This is a genomic window from Hymenobacter terrenus, assembly GCF_000972495.1.
GTDB lineage: Bacteria > Bacteroidota > Bacteroidia > Cytophagales > Hymenobacteraceae > Hymenobacter > Hymenobacter terrenus.
Genome location: NZ_LATM01000001.1, coordinates 112,636 through 129,660 on the forward strand (window position 1 = coordinate 112,636; position 17,025 = coordinate 129,660).

Sequence of the window (17,025 nt, forward strand, 5' to 3'; positions counted from 1 at the left end):
TTAATTACAGCCACAGCCCCCACTGGCGTTGCCGCCTCCGCCTCCCGTGCTGCCTTCCCGGTAGGTATGAGTATTGTCGTTCAGTTTGTCGATGTGGCGCCGGCCTACTTGCATTCGTTCATCGTTCAGATAGGCCCGTTGGTAGGGCTTGACTGTGGCGCAGCCCTGGCTGAAGCCGATAATGCCGACCAGCAAGAGGAGTTGATAAGGTAATCTATTCATTGGCCTGAACGGTAAGGTGTTTGGAGGTAAAAACCTCATTCTGGTCGTCAATCAGTACGCAGTGCGTGTGGGGCATCTGGTTGATTAGATGCAGGCCAACCTCGGCTCCGGTAACCGTGACTACCGTTGCCAGGGCATCGGATAATTCGGCTTTGGCACTGATTACCGTCACGCTCTTGAGGTAGCGTGTAGGCAAGCCCGAGCGCGGGTCGAGGGTGTGGGCGTACCGAACCCCATTATGCTCGAAGAATTGCTCATAATTGCCCGAGGTGGCGACGGATAGGTTCTGAATCGGCAACCAGAGAATCACTTGCTCAGGCTTGGCCGGGTCGGCAATGCCGATGCGCCAGGCTGAGCCATCGGCTTGCGTGCCCCAAGCCGTCAAGTCGCCACTGGCGTTGACAACGCCGTTTTTCACCCCCCGGGCTTCCAGCAGGGCTTTGGCCCGGTCGGCCGCGTAGCCTTTGCCAATGGCACCAAAGCCAATCCGCATGCCCTTTTTACGTAAGAATACCCGGTTGCCGGACAGTAGCTCAATGTGTTGGTAGCCGACTCGTTGCCGCACCGTATTCAGCAGTGCTGCAGTGGGAAAGCCGGCCCGGCCGCGCTTAAAATCGTAAAGCGGCTTGAGGGCCCCCGCCGACACATCAAAAGCGCCCTGGCTGATCTGCGAAAGCAGCAAACAGCGCTCAATCAACTCGAAAAGCTCGGCATCGACGGCCACCGGCCGGATGCCGGCCTCTCGGTTGATATGAGCCGTTTGGGAGGTTTCGCTGAATTCGGTCAGCAGCGCTTCAATGCGTCGTATTTCGGCAATGGCAGCCTGTAGATGCTTCTGGCCGCGTTCGGCATGCTCATCCACGGCGATTAGCTCGAAATCGGAGCCCATCAGTCGGACCTTGACTTTTTGACTTTGCCGCATGATGCATTTAGTTCAGCACGTGGTTGAGCTGAGCGACCAACGTGGTGGGCGTTTGTCGGAGTGAGGAGAGGTTGGTGATGTGCTTCTTATCGGCGCTGATGACCAGTATTTTAGGGAAAGTGCCTTCCCGATTGTAGGTGTCGGCCAGTTGCTCATACGCCGCTAGCAAGGGTTGGCTGATTTTCTTGCGCTGCGGAAAATCAGCTTTCAACAGCACCAGATGGCCCTTGGCGTATCGTAAAAAGGAGGAATCAGCCAGCACTTGCCGTTCGAGGTGAATGCACGGTGCGCACCAGTCGGAGCCGGAGAAGACCAGCAAAACAGGCTTGCCCGAGGCCTGCGCTGTCTCAAACGCCTCATTCGGGTCAGTCAGTACCTGTGCCTGACTAGCTGACGCGAACAAAAGGACGAATAGCAAGCAAAGTATATACTTCATGCTACCCTAACGGGTAAGCTGAACTATTTATTGCGCTCTGTAGAAGAGTCGCCAGCCTGTATGATTTTATCTATTCAAGCTGTAATCGCCTGGCGCGCGTGTTCTGACAGCTAGAACAAGTGCATCTGCCGAAGCCACAGTGCTTTTGCTAGCGAAACCGGCGCGGCCAAGGCCCTGGTAGCGTACGTACTGCACAACCGCCCTGAAGGCAGGATGAGTAAAGCTGGGTATTAAATAAAGGACTGCTGACTGCTATTTTGATGCGACCATGTCCTCGTGCTTAAGAAGCTGTCTGAGGTACTGAAACCGGTCATGCTTCGATTCCGCTCAGCATGACTGTTCTTGATGATTTTCGGCTCCCTCGAACAACTTCTAATGTAACACTCAACTGAGCAGAACGTCGCGGTGGTCGGTGACGGCCTGAATCAGGGCATCAAGCACGGCCAGGCTGTTAATAGTATCATCGCGGTCCTGCTCGCGGTCGAGCAGCTCATCGGTGCCGTGGGTGATGGTGCGGCCCTCCAGGTTGGTGACGCGGGTTCGGTAGAAGTTGAGCAGGCGGTTCAGGCGCAGCTTCTCCCTGGCGTCGCTGGTAGCGTCCTGCACGGGGGTGAGCTTGTCGAGCAGGTCCTGGGCCGTGGCCTGGTCGGCAGCGGGGTCGCCCTTTTGGTCCCAGGTGGCCAGTTCGGTTTCCACCATGCTCAGGTGCGCGGCCAGCAGCGTGCGCTCGGGCAGCTTTTTGTCGAGGTAGCGCTGGCACTCGGCTTGGGTTTTGAAGCGGTCGACGGAAAACACCATAAGGGGTACGGTTGGGATAGGGGTGAAGAGCTGGGTAAGGGTAGTTACCATAACCTCTTCTACCAAATCGTATAGCTCAGTACCACTCAGTAAGCGGCGGACGGCCTCGGCCTCGTACAACAGGCCGGCCCGACGCACTGCCAGCCTGGCTTGCACGAGCGGACCGAATTCGGCCAGCGTTACCCGCGCCTCGCTCTCGAACTGTGCCAGCCAAGGCGGCGGGCCGGGCGCCTCGGTGGGCAGCAGCGGCGTGGCCAGCTGAGCCAGGGCCGCTAGCCGCCGCTCGGCCCAGGCGGCGCGGGTCTGGGCCGTGGCCAACTCTCCGGCCAGGCGTTGAGCCGCCGCCATGCAACCCAACCCGTGCCGGACCAGCGGATGCGCGGCCCCAAAGACGGAGGCCAGCTCGGCGATAGGAGCCGACTGCTCCGCCAAAGGTGCTGGTTCCTGCTCCGTTGGGTTGGTCCCTATGGCCAGCACCAGGCGCGTCCAAATCGGGGCAGTAGCCAGCGGCAGCTGGCGGCGGCCAGTGACAACGTGATTCATCATCGGCGGCCGCAAGCCTAGTATCCGGCCCAAAGCGGCTTGGCTCAGACCAAAATAAGCTTGCACTTCCTGCCAAAGACTGGCTTGGAACGGCAACAAGGACGGGGCAGGCGGCATGATAATAACCAGAGGGGCTGCGAAGATAAGCTCCGCCTGCGTAAACGTTTTGGTCGCGTGCCAAAAACATTTACTTAAGTATAGTAAATGTTTTTGGCACGCGACCAAAACGTTTACTTAAGCAACTCAAGAGCCGTGAGCAGCATCAGCCGCTCTGTTTTTATTCTTCTACTCTCGCCTAATTGGTCAGGCAGAGAAAATCGGTCCTCAACTAGTCACAACAGGTCGCACCTGCGAAGTCACGGCCGATGCCCGTATCGATTTGGCGTAGCGTGGATTTGGTCTTTAACACTTTGCTCACTGCACCCATCGCCGCCGCGTATTCCCGCTCACGTGCCAATCCTATTTCCTCCGCTACAGAATGATTGGTAACTTCTCGTATGAGACAGCCGCCCGCAGCACGCCATGCTCCCGTTCTGCGGGCGCGACAAACGCCCCGGCCGGCCCACCGGGCGTCAGGGTAAGGCCTCCCGGGTCGGCGAGGGTGACGAAGGCCTGATAGCGGCCGTGCTCGCCGGTTTCAAAGACTTCTTCGTAGCGCACGCAGTAGGCCCCGGCCAGGCTCACGGTTTCGACGGGGCTGCCTCCGGCGGAATCCAGGAAGACGATATGAGCGGCGGCGTGCTTGGTGGGGGCGTTGGCCCAGGCTTCGAGGAAGGCATCCTCGGGCACATCGAGCACCAGCTCTACTAGGCCGTGGCGCACCTTGACAATGGTCCGGCCGTGATGGTCGGTGGCCTGATGCACGTCGTAGGTGGCGTAGGTAATGGGATAGCGGTGGCCGGCGACGTGCAGCTCCGCGACAGTAGCGCCCATAGTAGAGATGAGCTACGGTAGAAGGAGCGGCAAAGCTACTCCCTGCCGGGCGAAATCGAACAGCGCTTTTTCCAGGTGCCTACATTACTACATTACAGCAGCCGCTTCCACTCCTCACCGTGCTCGGTATCGTCTGGCTCCTGGGGCGTAATGCCAAAATACTCCGAGGGCAAGATGCCCAGCGCCATAAAGTCTACAGTGCCGGATAGATTGTTAGGCGCCAGGCCCTGCCCGATATCCAGCGTGCGGATGCTGCTAGCAGGGGCACCGCGCAGCCTAAAGGACACGTTTAGCGAGCGCAGGAAAGGGAACAGCTCGTCGTTAAAATCGGGGCCCAGCGCATATACCTGACCGCTATCGTCAACGCCCCGCCCCTCATCCTCCGCTATGTCTAATTGTATGGTAATGAGGGATGCACCCGCAGCCAGTCGTCGCTGAATCTCAGCAAGCAGGTCCCATTCGTTTTTCATCGGTGTCATGGGTAGAATCAGAAGATGCGATAGCCACCAAAGCGGTGCTTTGTCGCTAACACTTATTTAATTCGCTTCAACGCCACTTCGCGTACCGGCGCAATTACCAGCGGCACTTTTTCCACCTTCACCGACGAAGTATCAAGGCCAAAATACTGATCCTCAGATGCAATGAACTGACGGATATAGAAATAAGCCTGCATCACCAGTTTCTCCATGGTGGGGAAGTCGTTCTCCACGCTGAGGAATTTCTCCAGCACCACGAAGCGGAAGTCACCGGTTACGTGCTGCTTATTCAGCGACTCGTAGCGGGAGGTGATGTCCACTTCCTTGTTGCGCACGAGGTCTTCAATCACCTTGCGGAAGTAGAGGTTGATGCGCTGCTGCACCCGGAAGCCCAGCCGGAAATTGATGCGGAACACGTCATCAGGGGCTACTTCGGTCACTTTGTACTCCATCGTGTAAGGTTCATCGGTGGTATCGACGTGGATAAACCAGTAGATGTCGGCCCGCTTCGGCCGCTTCTGAAAGATGGAATAGATAATCTTCTGCTCGATTTCGGAACTGCGCTCCGCCGAAGTCAGAAATACCAGGTGAGTGGAGTACTTGGGAATGGAATCATCGTTGCTGAGCTGCTTGAGGGCGTCCACGTACGGCTCCAGGCGCACAAAGTCAGTCAGGCGGCGCTTGATGTAGAAGGCTTTGAGCCATACATACATCACGGCCACGAGCGCGCCGCCAATAGCTAATGACACCCAGCCGCCGTGCGGAAACTTCCGCATGTTGGCAATCAGGAAAGCTCCCTCAATGGTGCCGTAGAGGACCGCAAAGGCAATGACCAGGGGCGTTGCCACCCGTTTTGAACGGAGCCATATAGTGAGCAAAATAGTGGTCATCAACATGGTTAGCGTAATGGCCAAGCCATAGGCTGCCTCCATATTAGTCGACTCGCGGAAGTACAGCACCACGCCAATACAGCCCAACAAGAGTAGCCGATTCATGCTCGGTACGTAGAGCTGGCCTTTCACATCGGTGGGATAATTGAGCCGCACTTTGGGCCACATATTCAGTCGGATGGCCTCGGCCACCAGCGTAAACGAACCCGTAATAAGGGCCTGCGAGGCAATAATGGCCGCGACGGTTGCGATACCAATGCCAATGAGCAGAAACCATGATGGCATTAGGGCATAAAAGGGGTTGCGGCCGTCGAGTTGCTGACCTTGGTGCTGAAGGAGCCAGGCCCCCTGCCCTAAATAGTTGATTAGTAGGGTGCTTTTTACAAAAACCCAGCTTATGCGGATATTACCCTTGCCGCAGTGGCCCAGGTCCGAGTACAGGGCTTCGGCCCCCGTCGTACACAAAAAAACCGAGCCCAGCAGCCAGAAACCACCCGGATAACGTACCAGCAAGTCGTAGGCGTAATAAGGATTGAAGGCTTTGAGAATAACCGGGTTCTGAACTATCCAGCTAGTGCCTAACACGCCCAGCATCGTAAACCAGAGAAACATAATGGGCCCAAATGCCTTGCCCACAATCTGCGTTCCGAAGCTTTGCAGCAGAAACAAGCCCGCGATAATACCAATGACAATGGGCACCGTGGGGATATTGGGCGATACCGCCCGCAGTCCTTCAATGGCCGAGGCCACCGAGATGGGCGGCGTAATCACGCCATCGGCCAGGAGCGCCGAGCCGCCGATGATGGCTACGGCCGAGAGCCAGGGCCCCCGCCGCCGCACCAGCGCATAAAGTGAGAAAATTCCCCCCTCGCCATTGTTATCCGCGTTGAGCGTGAGCAGCACGTACTTAACCGTGGTTTGCAGCGTGAGCGTCCAGATAACGCAGGAAATACCACCCAATACCAGATGCGCGTCAATCAGGTCCGGCACTTGGCCGCTTTTCAGGATGGACGACATCACGTACAGGGGCGACGTACCGATGTCGCCGTAAATAATGCCTAAGGCGATGAGCAGCCCAGCCCCGGAAATGGCGGTATGCGAATGTTTAGAATCCATGCGAGGAAATGAAATCGATAATCAGCAGGTTGGAAGTCTACAATTAAATTACGGGGCGCGAAGGTAGCAGCTAAGCCATTGGAAAGTGCTTACGGGAACAACCCGGGAAAGTAAGGTCAGTTGTGAGACAGCGAATTATCTTTTGTATCCTGTTGAGGCTCGGCGGTCGCGGCAGCGGTTTGGGCGGCTTCGGCTGCCTGCCGCATGGCTTCGTCAGCCGCCGCCAGCAGTGCGGCGGCCTCGCGGGCGGCCTGGTCGTGCACCCGGTATATGCGACGATTCACCTCGGCCGTAAAGCGCTGCCAGGGTGACGTTTCGCCGGGCAGGGCAAAATTTACCATTTCACGGCCCAGCCGGTGCAGGCGCAGCCGGTTGGTACCGCGGTGTCCGTAGGCCAGCAGCAGGGCCGTAATGGCCATGCCTAGCATGGCCGGGCCGGTGTGCAGCCAATTTTGCAGAAAGGCAATCATCACCGCCGCCAAACCCAGGCCGCCTAATAGGTACCACAATAGCCAGCGCACTGGTGTGAGCTCGGCACGCTCCAGCTCCAGTAGCAGAAACTGCTGACCGCGCACGGTGAGCATGGTATCGGTCAGCGTGGCACGGCCATCATCGCTGTGCAGGGGTGGGGTCGGCGGCAACTCGGGCACTGATGCGAGCCCGCTCGCCGTGCGGCGGGCAGTCAGCAAAGCGGCCCCAGAAATTTCTTCCGGGGCCACGGGCGCGGTTGTTGCTGCCGATGGCTGGGCTTCAAAGTCTTTCATGGGCTCAGAAACAGCCAAGGTAGTAGACGGTTGGGTCCATCTGGGTGCGGCGGTGCGCGTGGTGGGAGCGGTTGAAGCCCCCACCATAGCCCCTCAGTTGTTCACTTTCAGCAGCTCCACGTCGAAAATCAGGGCCGTGTCGCCGGGAATGTCCCGGCCCGCGCCGCGCTTGCCGTAGGCCAGGTTCGAGGGAATATAGAGGCGGTATTTCGAGCCTTCGCCCATCAATTGCAGTGCCTCCGTCCAGCCGGCAATTACGCCGTTGACGGGGAAGGTGGCGGGCTGGCCGCGCTGGTAGCTGCTGTCGAACACGGTGCCGTTAATCAGGGTGCCGTGGTAGTGCGTGGTCACCGATGAGCTCAGATTAGGCTTTTTGCCCGAGCCTTCGGTCAGTACTTCATACTGCAGGCCGCTGGGCAGGGTGGTGACGCCGGGTTTGCTGGCGTTTTCGGCGAGGAAGGCTTCGCCTTCGGCTTTGTTGTCATTCATAGCGTTTGGGTCTTGTTGGTCGTCATCGGCACCGCCCATTTGCTCTTGCAATTGCTGCATGGCGGCCTGCATTTGTTCTTGGGTGAGGCGGCTGGGAAGGCCCTGGAGCCCTTCTTTCAGCGCGCCGGCCAGGGTGTCCACATCCAGGTCGAGGCCTTGCTGGGCGAAGTTGCGGGCCAAGTCTCGGCCAATGATATAGCTCACCTGAGCTTGGTGGGAATCGAGGTTCATAAAGCCAATGAGTGAAAGGTGGTGTGGTGTGTGGTGGATGAGAGATTGGCTGCTGGCCCGTGGCTCAGGCGCCAGAGTGGCTTTTACCAAGGACCGGTAGCCGGTGAAAAGTAGTTGAACAGGTTACGCCATTGTCGGGGCAAAGTTCCAAAAGCCGCGCCGAACCGCCGCGTTCGGTCGCATTGGCCGGCTGCGCAACAAAAAAGGCCCGGCTTGTGGGCCGGGCCTTTTCAATAAAAAGTGCGATAGAATACTCAACAACGATAAAATAAGCGTTAGCAGTAGTGGTGTTGGTCATCGTCACCGTCGAAGAAGAAGGTCAGGTCCAGGTCGGCCAGTTTGGCAGCCAGGTAACTCACGCCACCCAACAGCAGCAGCGAGGAAAATGAAAGGGCAGTGGTCTTTTTCATAATTATGCGGCGATAACCTAAGTGGTGATTGCGGTGCAAATATACGATAGTAAGATTAAAAGTGTTATGCATGCAGCATAAAATCTCATCGTCATCATCTGAAAAAGACGCTGATGTGGCTTTGTGGGCTCTCGCGAGGTCTTCATCGTAATGATTTAGTAATAGCGTAGCCTCACGCCACCGGCTGGGCAAGACAAGAGCTGACAACTCAGCAGGCGCTACTCGCTTCCCACCAGTTCTGCCAAGGTTTGAAGGAATAACCGAATCACAATAGTTGTTGCTATTGCGGCAATGGGCTTCTTGTGCACCGACTCGCCGCTACATCCCAAAATCCACCACTTCTCGCACCGCACCGGGTGCTAAATCGCCCAACCAGATGCCGCCGACTCGCACCCGTATCAGTCGCAGCGTAGGAAAGCCCACGGCGGCCGTCATCTTGCGGATTTGCCGGTATTTGCCTTCGGTGAGGGTGATGGAGACCCAACTGGTGGGCCCGTGCCGGTCGTCGCGGATTTTGCGGGTGCGGGGCACAAAGGTGGGAGCGGGAGCGAGCCGGCGGGCGGCGCAAGGGCTGGTCTGAAATTTTACGCTGTGAACCCCAATTTCGACGCCCGCCCGCAATTGCGCGATGGCGGCGTCATCAATCAGCCCGTCGACCTGGGCATAATATTCCTTCTCAATGTTTTTGCTGCGAATGTATTCGCTCATTCGGCCATCAGTGGTGAGTAGGAGCAGGCCTTCGCTGTCCTCATCAAGCCGGCCAATGGCCATGATGCCGTCAGGAAAAGCATGGAATTCGCCCAGCTTTTTCTTTTTGGCTTCGCCCACAAATTGACTGAGGTAGCCGTAGGGCTTGTGAATGAGAAAGTGGCGGTGCGGCATGGCGGCGATACGATTAACTGGTCAGGCAGCCGGGTTTTCAGTTAAAACCATCAGCAAATAGCCGCTGAGCGTTTTAGAACAAAACGTTGGGTGAATTCAAAAAAGCACTGCCCGCCTAATGTGGATGATTCGCTGGTTAGAAATCATTTATTTGTACAGTAGCTCGGTGCAAAGCTTGTCCACAGCCTTTCTCGTTATAAATATCCTGCATCAAGCAATACGTGCAAAGGCGGCACAAATTTACGGCCGGTCTCGCCGTCTTGCTTCTTCCCTACTTAACTGCTCTGGGCAGAGCTAGCCAGAATACACAACATGACGTTGTGTATTCTGCGCATTAACTATAGAGCTACCGCTAATTAATCTCTATCAATTGAATACTGCGCAGGACCAGTGTGTAAATTAATGAAGATTTTGACTTTCAATGTGTTGTTGAACAATTTTCAAGAACTCGCTTTTCTCCAGATAATTTCCGAAAAAATCTTCCAAAGAGCCTTTAATAGTTATATCCTGAAAGAAAAATTCGTGGTCGGTGCTGTATACAGTTGGGTTATCCTGATTTTCGTCTGTCAGGCAAATGAAGTAGTGGTCTGGAAAGCCATATGAATGGCAAATACAAATAAATTCTAGTGAATTACATTTTATTAGTTGCTTGATTTCTTCTGGAGTTGCAATTCCATCTAGTTCGCCATAAGACTCCGTATTCTCAGTGAAAGGAGTAAATAGATAGCTTCTGAAAAAATCTTGACCATACGGAATGGTATGGTCATAAAAAAAGTGTGCGAGAAGACTGCTATAAAAAGAGGACTTGCTGCTAAAATATTGGTCTTTGTGCTTCTGATAAAACTCATCTATTCCGTATAAACTATCCTGATAACTCCGAGGATATAGGGGGTTTTGAAAAGTAATTGCCTGTAAGTTATCTTGTAAAGAGGAGCCAGTTGCCTCAGTAATATTTCCGCCGAGTCGTACAATCTGCTGCAAGATTTCTGGCTTCATAAAGTTGACGTTATTTAATTGCTTCTCAATTGACGAACTCGATTCTGAATTTACGTGCTGCTGCGGGCGCCGCTACTTCGTTGCGGATTTAACTTGCTGGGAAGCTCTGATTTTTTCGGCTACCTCCACCATCGGTGCTACCCAGATATCCTTTTCGTGCGCCTTGAGGTAGTGGAGTAGGTGCCGGTGCGCTTGGAGGTCCACATTCAGGTGGTGGCCGCCGCCCACGCCATGAAACAGGAACACTAGCAGGGTATGCGACTGCTGGGCCTTTTGTACCAAGTCAATCAGGTACGCGCCCGATTGGCCGTTGACGGGATAGCAGTTTACATCGGCAAGGTCTACTTGGGCGTCCGTTTGCAGGCCGGGCGTGACGCCGCGGGTGGCCACGAAATCCTTTCTCAGCTGGTCATAGAAAAAGGCATTGCCAATCTGCCGTTCGCCGCAAGGATAGGCAAACGTGCGGGCCGTTTTTCCATCGATTTTCTTCAGCAACGCATTGGTGGCTCGAATTTCGTTCACGGCTCGCTCAACGGTGTACTTGCTCAGGTCGTGGTCGGGGGTAACGAAGCCACGGCCCGGTAAGCGGCTGTCGCAGGGGTGATACATCGTATGATTGCCCAGCTCGTGCCCATGTTTGGCGACCAGTCGCCATTCGTTTAGTCGGCGCGTCACCACCGGCACGGAGCCTATCAGATAGAACGTACCCCGCAGCTTCAGCGAATCGAGGGCCGGGACAGCGTTATCCAGGTGGGCGTCGATGGCATCGTCGTACGTCAGTACCACCGCGCACTGCTTGTTATTCCAGAGAGTAGTGTCTTGGGGGGAAGCCGCTAGCGGGCCGGCGCACAGCAGGGCAGTTGTCAGCGCAAAAACTTTAACTGGGTTCATCCTGCGGGTTTAGTTGAACGGTTGATGAGCGGGGTGCTCTGGCTACGCGGCCGCAAGCTTAGCTTACTTAACACAGCAGATACATAGCGTGGTCCAAGGGAATTATTTCACCTCTTCCACTTCTACGCGCCGGTTGCGGGCATCGGGCGAGGGGTAAAGCGGGCGCGCATCGCCGTAGCCAATGGTGCTGATGCGTTCGGCCGCGATGCCCGCCTTCACCAGATAATCCTTTACGGCCTCAGCCCGCTGCTCGGATAGTACCTGGTTTTTTTCCGGCTCGCCCACCCGGTCGGCGTGGCCGGACACGCGCAGCTTCAGCGCCGGGCGGGCCTTTAGCTCGGCGGCCAATTGGTCGAGCGCCGGGCTCGACTCGGGTAAAAGCTCGGCCGTGCCCACCCGGAACAGTACCGTGGGCAGTACCACCGGCTTGGGCGTCACGGGCGGCGTGGGTGCGAGGCGCTGAGTATCCGGGAGCGGCGGGGCGGGGCGGGGCAGGGGCGGGGCGGGCACGGCCTTGGGGGCAGTGCCGGTTACCTTAATGGTGATGGGCACCACCGGGCTCTGGCTGGTAGGGTAGTAGCCCTGCGTGAGGTAAAAGGTTGTGGTTTTGTTGAGCTTGGTGCGGTAGGTGTTGCCGGTGGCCAGGGGCTGCTTCAGGTCAGCATCAGCGTACCAGAGCACGTTGCGACCCGAAACGCGCACGTTGCTCTCGACGCCAGCCCGTACCGTGGCGGCGGATTTCAGCTTGATGCGGTAAAACGTAAACGTACCTGCGTCGCAGTCGCCCTCCGGGCGGTAGGTGGCGTGGCCAGTCAGCTTTTCCAGCTTCGCGTCGTAGGTAAACGCGATGGCGCCATCGCACCAGTAGCTAAAGCGTGTGCGTCCCGTTTCGTTGAGCTTGCGTCCGTGTTCCAGCCGCAGCCCGGTGGCGGTGCGGGTGCCCTGCATCTGGAAAGTGACCGAAATGCCCGGCCGGTCGCCCACTTCCTGGTAGAGCACGCCAAACAAAGTGCTGCCTTTGCTTTTCTGGAGCCGAAGCACCGCCGGCCAATAAGCGTCCGGCTCGCCCGTGTCGGCTTCTACACCCTGCCACACGCCCGTCAGGGATTGGGCTTGCACCGGCCCCGCTAGCAGCAGCGCGCCAATGCCATACCAAAAGCTGCGTTTCATATGGTAAAATTAGGTGGCAGGTGGGAGATTGACGCGCCGCTGGGCCCTAGTTCTCGGGTATTGTTCCGGCAAAGCAGGGGGAGTTTTATGGTGGCCCAGCTTCGCAGCCACAGCTTTGAATAATGACCTAAAGCTTAGCGAGCCACTCTTTCTTTTTTGCGTCGAATTCTTCCGACGTGATAACGCTTTCATCGAACAGGCGCTTTAGCTTTTGCAGCTGCGCTACCGGGTTGGGGCTTCGGGGGAGCGGCTGGTTCTGCGGGCTTGGCCGCCCAGGCTTTGCTGAGTTCCAGGTCCGCCCCCAGTTGTACGCCGGTTGCGGCCAGGCCGGTTTTGTTGCGGGCGGCATCACGCAGGGCTCTTAGCCGTTCCGCATCGGCGTAGCTCAACCCGGCTTGTGTCGCCGCCAGGTTGTCGGCCGTCATGTCAGAAATGCATTTGATGCGCGCCTGCGTGTGCACCAGGGGATGCCCCGCGTTGTCGGTTGCCGGTGCCACTGCCCTCGACCTCGAGCTATAGCCCGCCAGTCTTCTGCGGGCTGCCGCACTGGGGGTATTTGATTGCTTTAATCTCCTTGGCCATGAGACGATTGATTCCGGATTGCGGACTGAAAACATACGTGAGTTACCTTTTGGCACGCCGACTTTGCACCTGGGTTTGGGAGAGGGTTTTCGGCCATCTACTGTCCATTGTTAGAATACGTAAAGTTGAGCTTGTCGGTATCTTCTTGCACTTAGGTTTGGCTGTGTTTAGCACAGATTTTACGTTGAATGATTCAGAGATTCTTGGCCTGACGGCGGGCCCCAGCTGCCCGCCCCAACTGCTGTTATTCGCCGCCCATGGCCGGTTCTGGACTGGCAGTTGTCAGTGTAGCGCCGGCACTGGCTGCTACAATGAAGACTACAGCCAGCCATTGGCCGAGCGTTAGCCGCTCATCCAACAGCAGCCAGCCGGATAGGGCCGCTGCCACCGGCTCCAGGCTCATCAGGATGCTGAATGTGCGCGTGGGCATAGCCTTGAGTGCTTGCATCTCAAGCGTGAAAGGCAATACGCTGGAAAACAGCGCCAGCCCCACGCCCAACAGCAGCAAGTGGGGCGTCAGCACCAGCAAGCTGCCGCTTGCCACGCCGAAAGGCAGCACGGGCACGGCCGCGAAGAGCATGCCCACCGTGACAGCCAGCGAGCCCGGTAGCACGGCCGCCGTGCGCCGACCAAGCACAATGTATACGGCCCAGCCCGCGCCCGCCGCCAATGCAAAGGTCAACCCCAGCAAGTCGATGCCGGAACTGCTCCACGGCGCTATCAGCGCAATCCCGGCCCCGGCCAGCACTACCCACACCACATCGACCCAGCGGCGCGAGCCAGCCAAAGCCAGGCCCAGCGGACCCACAAACTCCACCGTGACGGCCAGGCCCAGTGGTATGCGGGCCAGAGCGCTGTAGAAGAGGAAATTCATGGCCCCCAGAGCCAGGCCGTAGGGCACGACAGCCCGCCATTGCGCCGGCCGCAGCTGCCCGAGCCGGGGCCGTACCACTGCCAGCAGCACCAGCGCCGACAAGCCAATGCGCATGCTGGTGGTACCAGCGGCCCCGAGCAGTGGAAACAAGCCCTTGGCAATGGCCGCCCCGCCCTGGACGCTGACGATGGCGAGCAGCACGGCGGGCACCGCTGGGATGGAAAAACGCGAAGAATCTGGCATAGCGTGTAGAAGCAGGTATTTAGCGGCTAATAATAACCACTTGTCACCAGATTGATTGGCGGGGGTATTCCACACTGGCGCAGCATAACTCGCGCCAGTGTGGGGGCTACTGCTCAGAAGCAGTCGATGGCTTCACAAAGACGAGCCAGTTCGACTGTCGAGCCGTTTCTGTGCGTCGATGGCCCAGCTTGACTATTTGACTTCCGACCTTATACCAGCCTTCGTCCCAACCGCCCATGTCCAAGTATAAGGCATTTTTGGCGCCCAGTTCAATCAGGTCATCCCCGAACTGTTTCATCATGCTGTAATCTGAAAGGTCTTCAACCACCGCAAAACGATGGTCCGCAAATTCAACCAGGGCTCGACGCTGGAAAACGCTGCCTCCGTTTGGTCGTTGGTTCTTGCCTTGATAAACCAGTAGCTCCTGTAAAAGCAACGTTCCCTGCTGCCGACGGACATTCTCCACCTGAACGCTCGGCGGCGACTGCCCTTTGGGAATCCGGCTGATTGTATAATGTGTACCCACAATCGTTAATACGCCATCCAGAAAACCCACGCTGGCCCTGGCTTGCAGCACGCGGCCATTGCACACCAGCAAGTCTAGGGGCTGGTCGGTTTCCAAGTCGGTGTAAGCTGCGGCCGCACTCAGCTGGTACTGGCTATCGGCCGCGTCCGGGCGACTAGTCACCACCTGAATGGTCAGATTTTGGGGATAAAATAACGAATACTGATGACCATTTGCCGTTGTGCGGCCTTCCAGATGCACCTCTTGGGCTGAGTGGTGGCTACAGGCGAAAAGGCCCGTTAGCAAACAAATCAGGATGCTGTTTTTCAGGATATTCATGTTGGAGAGGCAACATAGCGATTTCGGCCTCCCCAAACAGCCTCACCCCGAAAAATTGACTGACTACAAGCCCCCCGTGCCCCGTGCACATCTGCAAACAGCTGATGAGGCAACAGAAGCCGTTCCTGACCGTGCAAAAGCTGCTGCTGGAATTAAGAAGAGCCGCTTGCCTATTTGCCAAACAGTTGCTTGTGATGATTGACGCCCCAGGCGTGCAGCTCCAGCATCACCTTTTTCAGGGAATGAGAGTATTCCGTGGCCACGTATTCAATCAGCACTGGATAGTCGTCGTGCACGATGCGCTGCACCAGCTGGTGCGTTTCCAGGCCCTTCAGTTCCTTGGCCAGCACCTTGGGGTTGATGCTGGGAATGCTTCGCTCAATTTCCTTAAACCGCCGGTTGCCGTGCATAATGGACGTTAGAATCAGAATCTTCCATTTGCCGCTCACCACCTCCAGCGCATCCCGAATCGGGAGCATCTGGGCCAGGCACGCCACCTGCTTGCTATCGCCTTCTGTTAATATCATGCTGCTTACGTGTAGGTAACTACCTCTCCTTTCGCTGGCTAAAGTAGGGACCTTTGCCCGACCAATCAGCAATCAGTTACCCTGCATGATCAGCCCGCCCACTACCTCAAAACCCCTGCATGTCGCCTTGTGGATTGCCCAGGCGCTCCTGGCCCTACTCTACCTCGGCACGGGCATATTTAAGCTGATACCGCCCATTGCCACGCTCGCTGCCCTGTGGCCCTGGGCCGGCGAGCACCCCAGCTTGGTGCGCCTAACTGGTATCGTCGATTTCCTGGGCGGCGTCGGCATCGTGCTGCCCGCCCTCACCCGCATCAGGCCCGGCCTGACGGTGCTGGCGGCTGCGGGTCTGGCGGCGCTCCAGGTGGCCGCCATTGCCTTTCATCTGGCGCGGGGTGAGGCCGCCAACACGCCCTTCAACTTCGTGATGCTGGCCTTCGCCCTGTTCGTTTTCTGGGGCCGGCGTGGCAAGACGCCCATTGCACCACAGCGCTAGCGCACGGCCATAAGCTCCGATGAGCAAGCAAGAGCCACTGCTGAAGCTTGAAGAGTCGCGGAGCGGCGGCAGATTTCTATTGTTGGCAGTGCCTCCCTACATGCTACATCCTGCCCTTCCGAGGGTAGGGAGATAGTAAGTTAGAAGTATTATTTAAAGTTGTGGAGTCCAGTATTTAGACTTGTGAAGTCCAATCAGAAAATCAAGGAGTAAAGCGGATACGTAACTGCTTCCCAGGCCCTCCTCGTGAAATGTTTCGGAGAACATTTCGGAATTGCCATTTTTATAAATGATTTGCAAATCGCTTTCTCGTATATCAAGAGTGTGATTGGGCTTTACTGCCTGTAGTAGGGGGACATTTAACTTTTTAATCAAATCAATTAAATAGTTGTAGTCTAACTCATTAATTTCGGATGTGAAATTGCCTGTCTTCTTAACCTTGGTTATCCCATCAAAAGCAACCGACCTGTCTGAATTAATATGTATCTCGAAAACTGGGCAATCGCCGTAACACCCATGCGTTGAAAATCGAATTTGCTTTACTGTATTGGTTGAGGGATGAGCTTTATAAACCATAGGCCTGTCATTGACAATAAAAACGGTGTCACATGAAAGCTCAGTGCTCTGTGTCTTAGCAAGAGCCGCAGGTTTTTTCGCTACAAGTGTAAGGTAAGTTTTGTTGTTTGTTGAAATCATGCCAGGTACAACAATTAGATTATGAAACGATTTGTAGTAATTCGAGTTTGCAATACTTACTATTTTTGATGATTTCCCTTTCTTTGATAACTTCTCTTTATTAAGAATTACGAACAGGTTGTTGTCCTTATTTCCTACCCAATCTTGAATAGTGGCAAAGGCTAATAAATCAATCCTACCGTCGTTGTCAAAGTCCCCGTTAATCCAGTATTTGGCTTCAGCTGCTTTGCCATTCAGGCTATCAGCACTAGCATCGAGCGTGTTTAAATCTAATAAACTAAGCGACTTATATTTGAGCTCAGACTTTACATAAGCCTCGATAGTTGCTTTAGAGCGCAACGTATCAATTTGTGCGTTGGCTGTAAAATACATCATTAAGCAAAACGTAATCAGACTGGCTCTCATTTGTAAAATGTTAAATTATGTTCTGAAACGGTTCTCCGGTCGCTGTCTCGTAGCGCGGACTCTGTAGTCCGCACCCCCGCGCTATTTCAGTCGTTCCGGGACGCGGGCTATAGAGCCCGCGCTACTATACACCAATTTCAAAGCTGCTCTAATGAGCAGGCCTTGCGCCAATTTACGAGGTGCAGCCAA

General features: G+C 56.0%; 22 protein-coding genes. 1 reads left to right on the top strand and 21 read right to left on the bottom strand.

All coding sequences use genetic code 11. The features are described from left to right. The 20 genes from WX88_RS28480 to WX88_RS00620 all read right to left on the bottom strand — a co-directional run bounded on the left by WX88_RS28480 (position 1) and on the right by WX88_RS00620 (position 15,239). Positions 1-222 carry a DUF4266 domain-containing protein gene (locus tag WX88_RS28480; protein ID WP_072052911.1) on the bottom strand — a complete coding sequence of 74 codons (222 nt, stop codon included), beginning with the start codon at positions 220-222 and terminating at the stop codon, positions 1-3. After that, positions 215-1,144: an FAD:protein FMN transferase gene (locus tag WX88_RS00540; RefSeq protein ID WP_046242378.1), complete on the bottom strand. Its 930-nt coding sequence runs from the start codon at positions 1,142-1,144 to the stop codon at positions 215-217. The genes WX88_RS28480 and WX88_RS00540 overlap by 8 nt, the downstream gene beginning before the upstream one ends. A 7-nt stretch (positions 1,145-1,151) precedes the next feature. Then, positions 1,152-1,580: a thioredoxin family protein gene (locus tag WX88_RS00545; RefSeq protein ID WP_072052912.1), complete on the bottom strand. Its 429-nt coding sequence runs from the start codon at positions 1,578-1,580 to the stop codon at positions 1,152-1,154. A gap of 384 nt (positions 1,581-1,964) precedes the next feature. Next, the gene (locus tag WX88_RS00550; protein WP_046242380.1) at positions 1,965-3,038 is read right to left on the bottom strand and encodes a helix-turn-helix domain-containing protein; all 1,074 of its coding nucleotides are present in this window, start codon (positions 3,036-3,038) and stop codon (positions 1,965-1,967) included. 354 nt (positions 3,039-3,392) lie between these two features. Continuing rightward, entirely contained in the window at positions 3,393-3,854 is a 462-nt protein-coding gene (gene tssD, locus WX88_RS00555) for a type VI secretion system tube protein TssD (RefSeq protein WP_046242381.1), read from the bottom strand. 92 nt (positions 3,855-3,946) lie between these two features. Then, complete coding sequence (locus tag WX88_RS00560; protein ID WP_046242382.1) at positions 3,947-4,324, bottom strand: hypothetical protein; 378 nt, start codon at positions 4,322-4,324, stop codon at positions 3,947-3,949. A gap of 62 nt (positions 4,325-4,386) precedes the next feature. Continuing rightward, entirely contained in the window at positions 4,387-6,336 is a 1,950-nt protein-coding gene (locus WX88_RS00565; protein ID WP_046242383.1) for a KUP/HAK/KT family potassium transporter, read from the bottom strand. A gap of 116 nt (positions 6,337-6,452) precedes the next feature. Continuing rightward, on the bottom strand, positions 6,453-7,100 hold the full coding sequence (locus tag WX88_RS00570; RefSeq protein WP_046242384.1) for a hypothetical protein: 648 nt from the start codon (positions 7,098-7,100) through the stop codon (positions 6,453-6,455). Between the two features lie 93 nt (positions 7,101-7,193). Beyond that, entirely contained in the window at positions 7,194-7,820 is a 627-nt protein-coding gene (locus WX88_RS00575; RefSeq protein WP_046242385.1) for an FKBP-type peptidyl-prolyl cis-trans isomerase, read from the bottom strand. Between the two features lie 64 nt (positions 7,821-7,884). Beyond that, a complete protein-coding gene (locus WX88_RS30660) occupies positions 7,885-8,118 on the bottom strand; it encodes a hypothetical protein (protein ID WP_197076628.1) in 234 nt (77 codons plus the stop codon). Beyond that, the gene (locus WX88_RS31700) at positions 8,096-8,230 is read right to left on the bottom strand and encodes a hypothetical protein (RefSeq protein ID WP_262489791.1); all 135 of its coding nucleotides are present in this window, start codon (positions 8,228-8,230) and stop codon (positions 8,096-8,098) included. The genes WX88_RS30660 and WX88_RS31700 overlap by 23 nt, the downstream gene beginning before the upstream one ends. A gap of 318 nt (positions 8,231-8,548) precedes the next feature. Next, complete coding sequence (locus WX88_RS00585) at positions 8,549-9,112, bottom strand: pseudouridine synthase (RefSeq protein ID WP_046242387.1); 564 nt, start codon at positions 9,110-9,112, stop codon at positions 8,549-8,551. Between the two features lie 399 nt (positions 9,113-9,511). Continuing rightward, positions 9,512-10,108, bottom strand: a complete 597-nt coding sequence (locus WX88_RS00590; protein WP_046242388.1) for a hypothetical protein — start codon at positions 10,106-10,108, stop codon at positions 9,512-9,514. Between the two features lie 72 nt (positions 10,109-10,180). Beyond that, the gene (locus WX88_RS00595; protein WP_052732208.1) at positions 10,181-10,999 is read right to left on the bottom strand and encodes a polysaccharide deacetylase family protein; all 819 of its coding nucleotides are present in this window, start codon (positions 10,997-10,999) and stop codon (positions 10,181-10,183) included. Between the two features lie 102 nt (positions 11,000-11,101). Next, entirely contained in the window at positions 11,102-12,169 is a 1,068-nt protein-coding gene (locus WX88_RS27030) for an OmpA family protein (RefSeq protein ID WP_052732209.1), read from the bottom strand. A gap of 127 nt (positions 12,170-12,296) precedes the next feature. Beyond that, positions 12,297-12,386, bottom strand: a complete 90-nt coding sequence (locus tag WX88_RS32050; protein WP_394331741.1) for an SHOCT domain-containing protein — start codon at positions 12,384-12,386, stop codon at positions 12,297-12,299. Further along, positions 12,358-12,666: a hypothetical protein gene (locus tag WX88_RS31260; RefSeq protein ID WP_231590588.1), complete on the bottom strand. Its 309-nt coding sequence runs from the start codon at positions 12,664-12,666 to the stop codon at positions 12,358-12,360. Before WX88_RS31260 ends, WX88_RS32050 begins: the two co-directional genes overlap by 29 nt. 329 nt (positions 12,667-12,995) lie before the next feature. After that, complete coding sequence (locus tag WX88_RS00610) at positions 12,996-13,868, bottom strand: EamA family transporter (RefSeq protein ID WP_046242390.1); 873 nt, start codon at positions 13,866-13,868, stop codon at positions 12,996-12,998. A 106-nt stretch (positions 13,869-13,974) separates the two neighbouring features. Continuing rightward, positions 13,975-14,712 (bottom strand): hypothetical protein, encoded by a 738-nt coding sequence (locus WX88_RS00615; RefSeq protein ID WP_046242391.1) that lies wholly within the window; start codon positions 14,710-14,712, stop codon positions 13,975-13,977. Positions 14,713-14,882: 170 nt separating this feature from the next. Next, positions 14,883-15,239 (bottom strand): winged helix-turn-helix transcriptional regulator, encoded by a 357-nt coding sequence (locus WX88_RS00620; protein WP_156175869.1) that lies wholly within the window; start codon positions 15,237-15,239, stop codon positions 14,883-14,885. 85 nt (positions 15,240-15,324) lie between these two features. Between WX88_RS00620 and WX88_RS00625 the strand changes: the two genes are divergently transcribed. Then, complete coding sequence (locus WX88_RS00625) at positions 15,325-15,735, top strand: DoxX family protein (RefSeq protein WP_046242392.1); 411 nt, start codon at positions 15,325-15,327, stop codon at positions 15,733-15,735. 153 nt (positions 15,736-15,888) lie between these two features. Here the strand turns inward: WX88_RS00625 and WX88_RS00630 are convergent, their stop codons facing one another. Then, positions 15,889-16,836, bottom strand: a complete 948-nt coding sequence (locus WX88_RS00630; protein WP_046242393.1) for a DUF6438 domain-containing protein — start codon at positions 16,834-16,836, stop codon at positions 15,889-15,891. Positions 16,837-17,025 lie beyond the last annotated feature (189 nt).

Coding starts and splice junctions, on each gene's coding strand:
- WX88_RS28480 (WP_072052911.1), bottom strand. CDS start 222: ATGAATAGATTACCTTATCAACTCCTCTTGCTGGTCGGCATTATCGGC.
- WX88_RS00540 (WP_046242378.1), bottom strand. CDS start 1,144: ATGCGGCAAAGTCAAAAAGTCAAGGTCCGACTGATGGGCTCCGATTTC.
- WX88_RS00545 (WP_072052912.1), bottom strand. CDS start 1,580: ATGAAGTATATACTTTGCTTGCTATTCGTCCTTTTGTTCGCGTCAGCT.
- WX88_RS00550 (WP_046242380.1), bottom strand. CDS start 3,038: ATGCCGCCTGCCCCGTCCTTGTTGCCGTTCCAAGCCAGTCTTTGGCAG.
- tssD (WP_046242381.1), bottom strand. CDS start 3,854: ATGGGCGCTACTGTCGCGGAGCTGCACGTCGCCGGCCACCGCTATCCC.
- WX88_RS00560 (WP_046242382.1), bottom strand. CDS start 4,324: ATGAAAAACGAATGGGACCTGCTTGCTGAGATTCAGCGACGACTGGCT.
- WX88_RS00565 (WP_046242383.1), bottom strand. CDS start 6,336: ATGGATTCTAAACATTCGCATACCGCCATTTCCGGGGCTGGGCTGCTC.
- WX88_RS00570 (WP_046242384.1), bottom strand. CDS start 7,100: ATGAAAGACTTTGAAGCCCAGCCATCGGCAGCAACAACCGCGCCCGTG.
- WX88_RS00575 (WP_046242385.1), bottom strand. CDS start 7,820: ATGAACCTCGATTCCCACCAAGCTCAGGTGAGCTATATCATTGGCCGA.
- WX88_RS30660 (WP_197076628.1), bottom strand. CDS start 8,118: ATGACCAACACCACTACTGCTAACGCTTATTTTATCGTTGTTGAGTAT.
- WX88_RS31700 (WP_262489791.1), bottom strand. CDS start 8,230: ATGAAAAAGACCACTGCCCTTTCATTTTCCTCGCTGCTGCTGTTGGGT.
- WX88_RS00585 (WP_046242387.1), bottom strand. CDS start 9,112: ATGCCGCACCGCCACTTTCTCATTCACAAGCCCTACGGCTACCTCAGT.
- WX88_RS00590 (WP_046242388.1), bottom strand. CDS start 10,108: ATGAAGCCAGAAATCTTGCAGCAGATTGTACGACTCGGCGGAAATATT.
- WX88_RS00595 (WP_052732208.1), bottom strand. CDS start 10,999: ATGAACCCAGTTAAAGTTTTTGCGCTGACAACTGCCCTGCTGTGCGCC.
- WX88_RS27030 (WP_052732209.1), bottom strand. CDS start 12,169: ATGAAACGCAGCTTTTGGTATGGCATTGGCGCGCTGCTGCTAGCGGGG.
- WX88_RS00610 (WP_046242390.1), bottom strand. CDS start 13,868: ATGCCAGATTCTTCGCGTTTTTCCATCCCAGCGGTGCCCGCCGTGCTG.
- WX88_RS00615 (WP_046242391.1), bottom strand. CDS start 14,712: ATGAATATCCTGAAAAACAGCATCCTGATTTGTTTGCTAACGGGCCTT.
- WX88_RS00620 (WP_156175869.1), bottom strand. CDS start 15,239: ATGATATTAACAGAAGGCGATAGCAAGCAGGTGGCGTGCCTGGCCCAG.
- WX88_RS00625 (WP_046242392.1), top strand. CDS start 15,325: ATGATCAGCCCGCCCACTACCTCAAAACCCCTGCATGTCGCCTTGTGG.
- WX88_RS00630 (WP_046242393.1), bottom strand. CDS start 16,836: ATGAGAGCCAGTCTGATTACGTTTTGCTTAATGATGTATTTTACAGCC.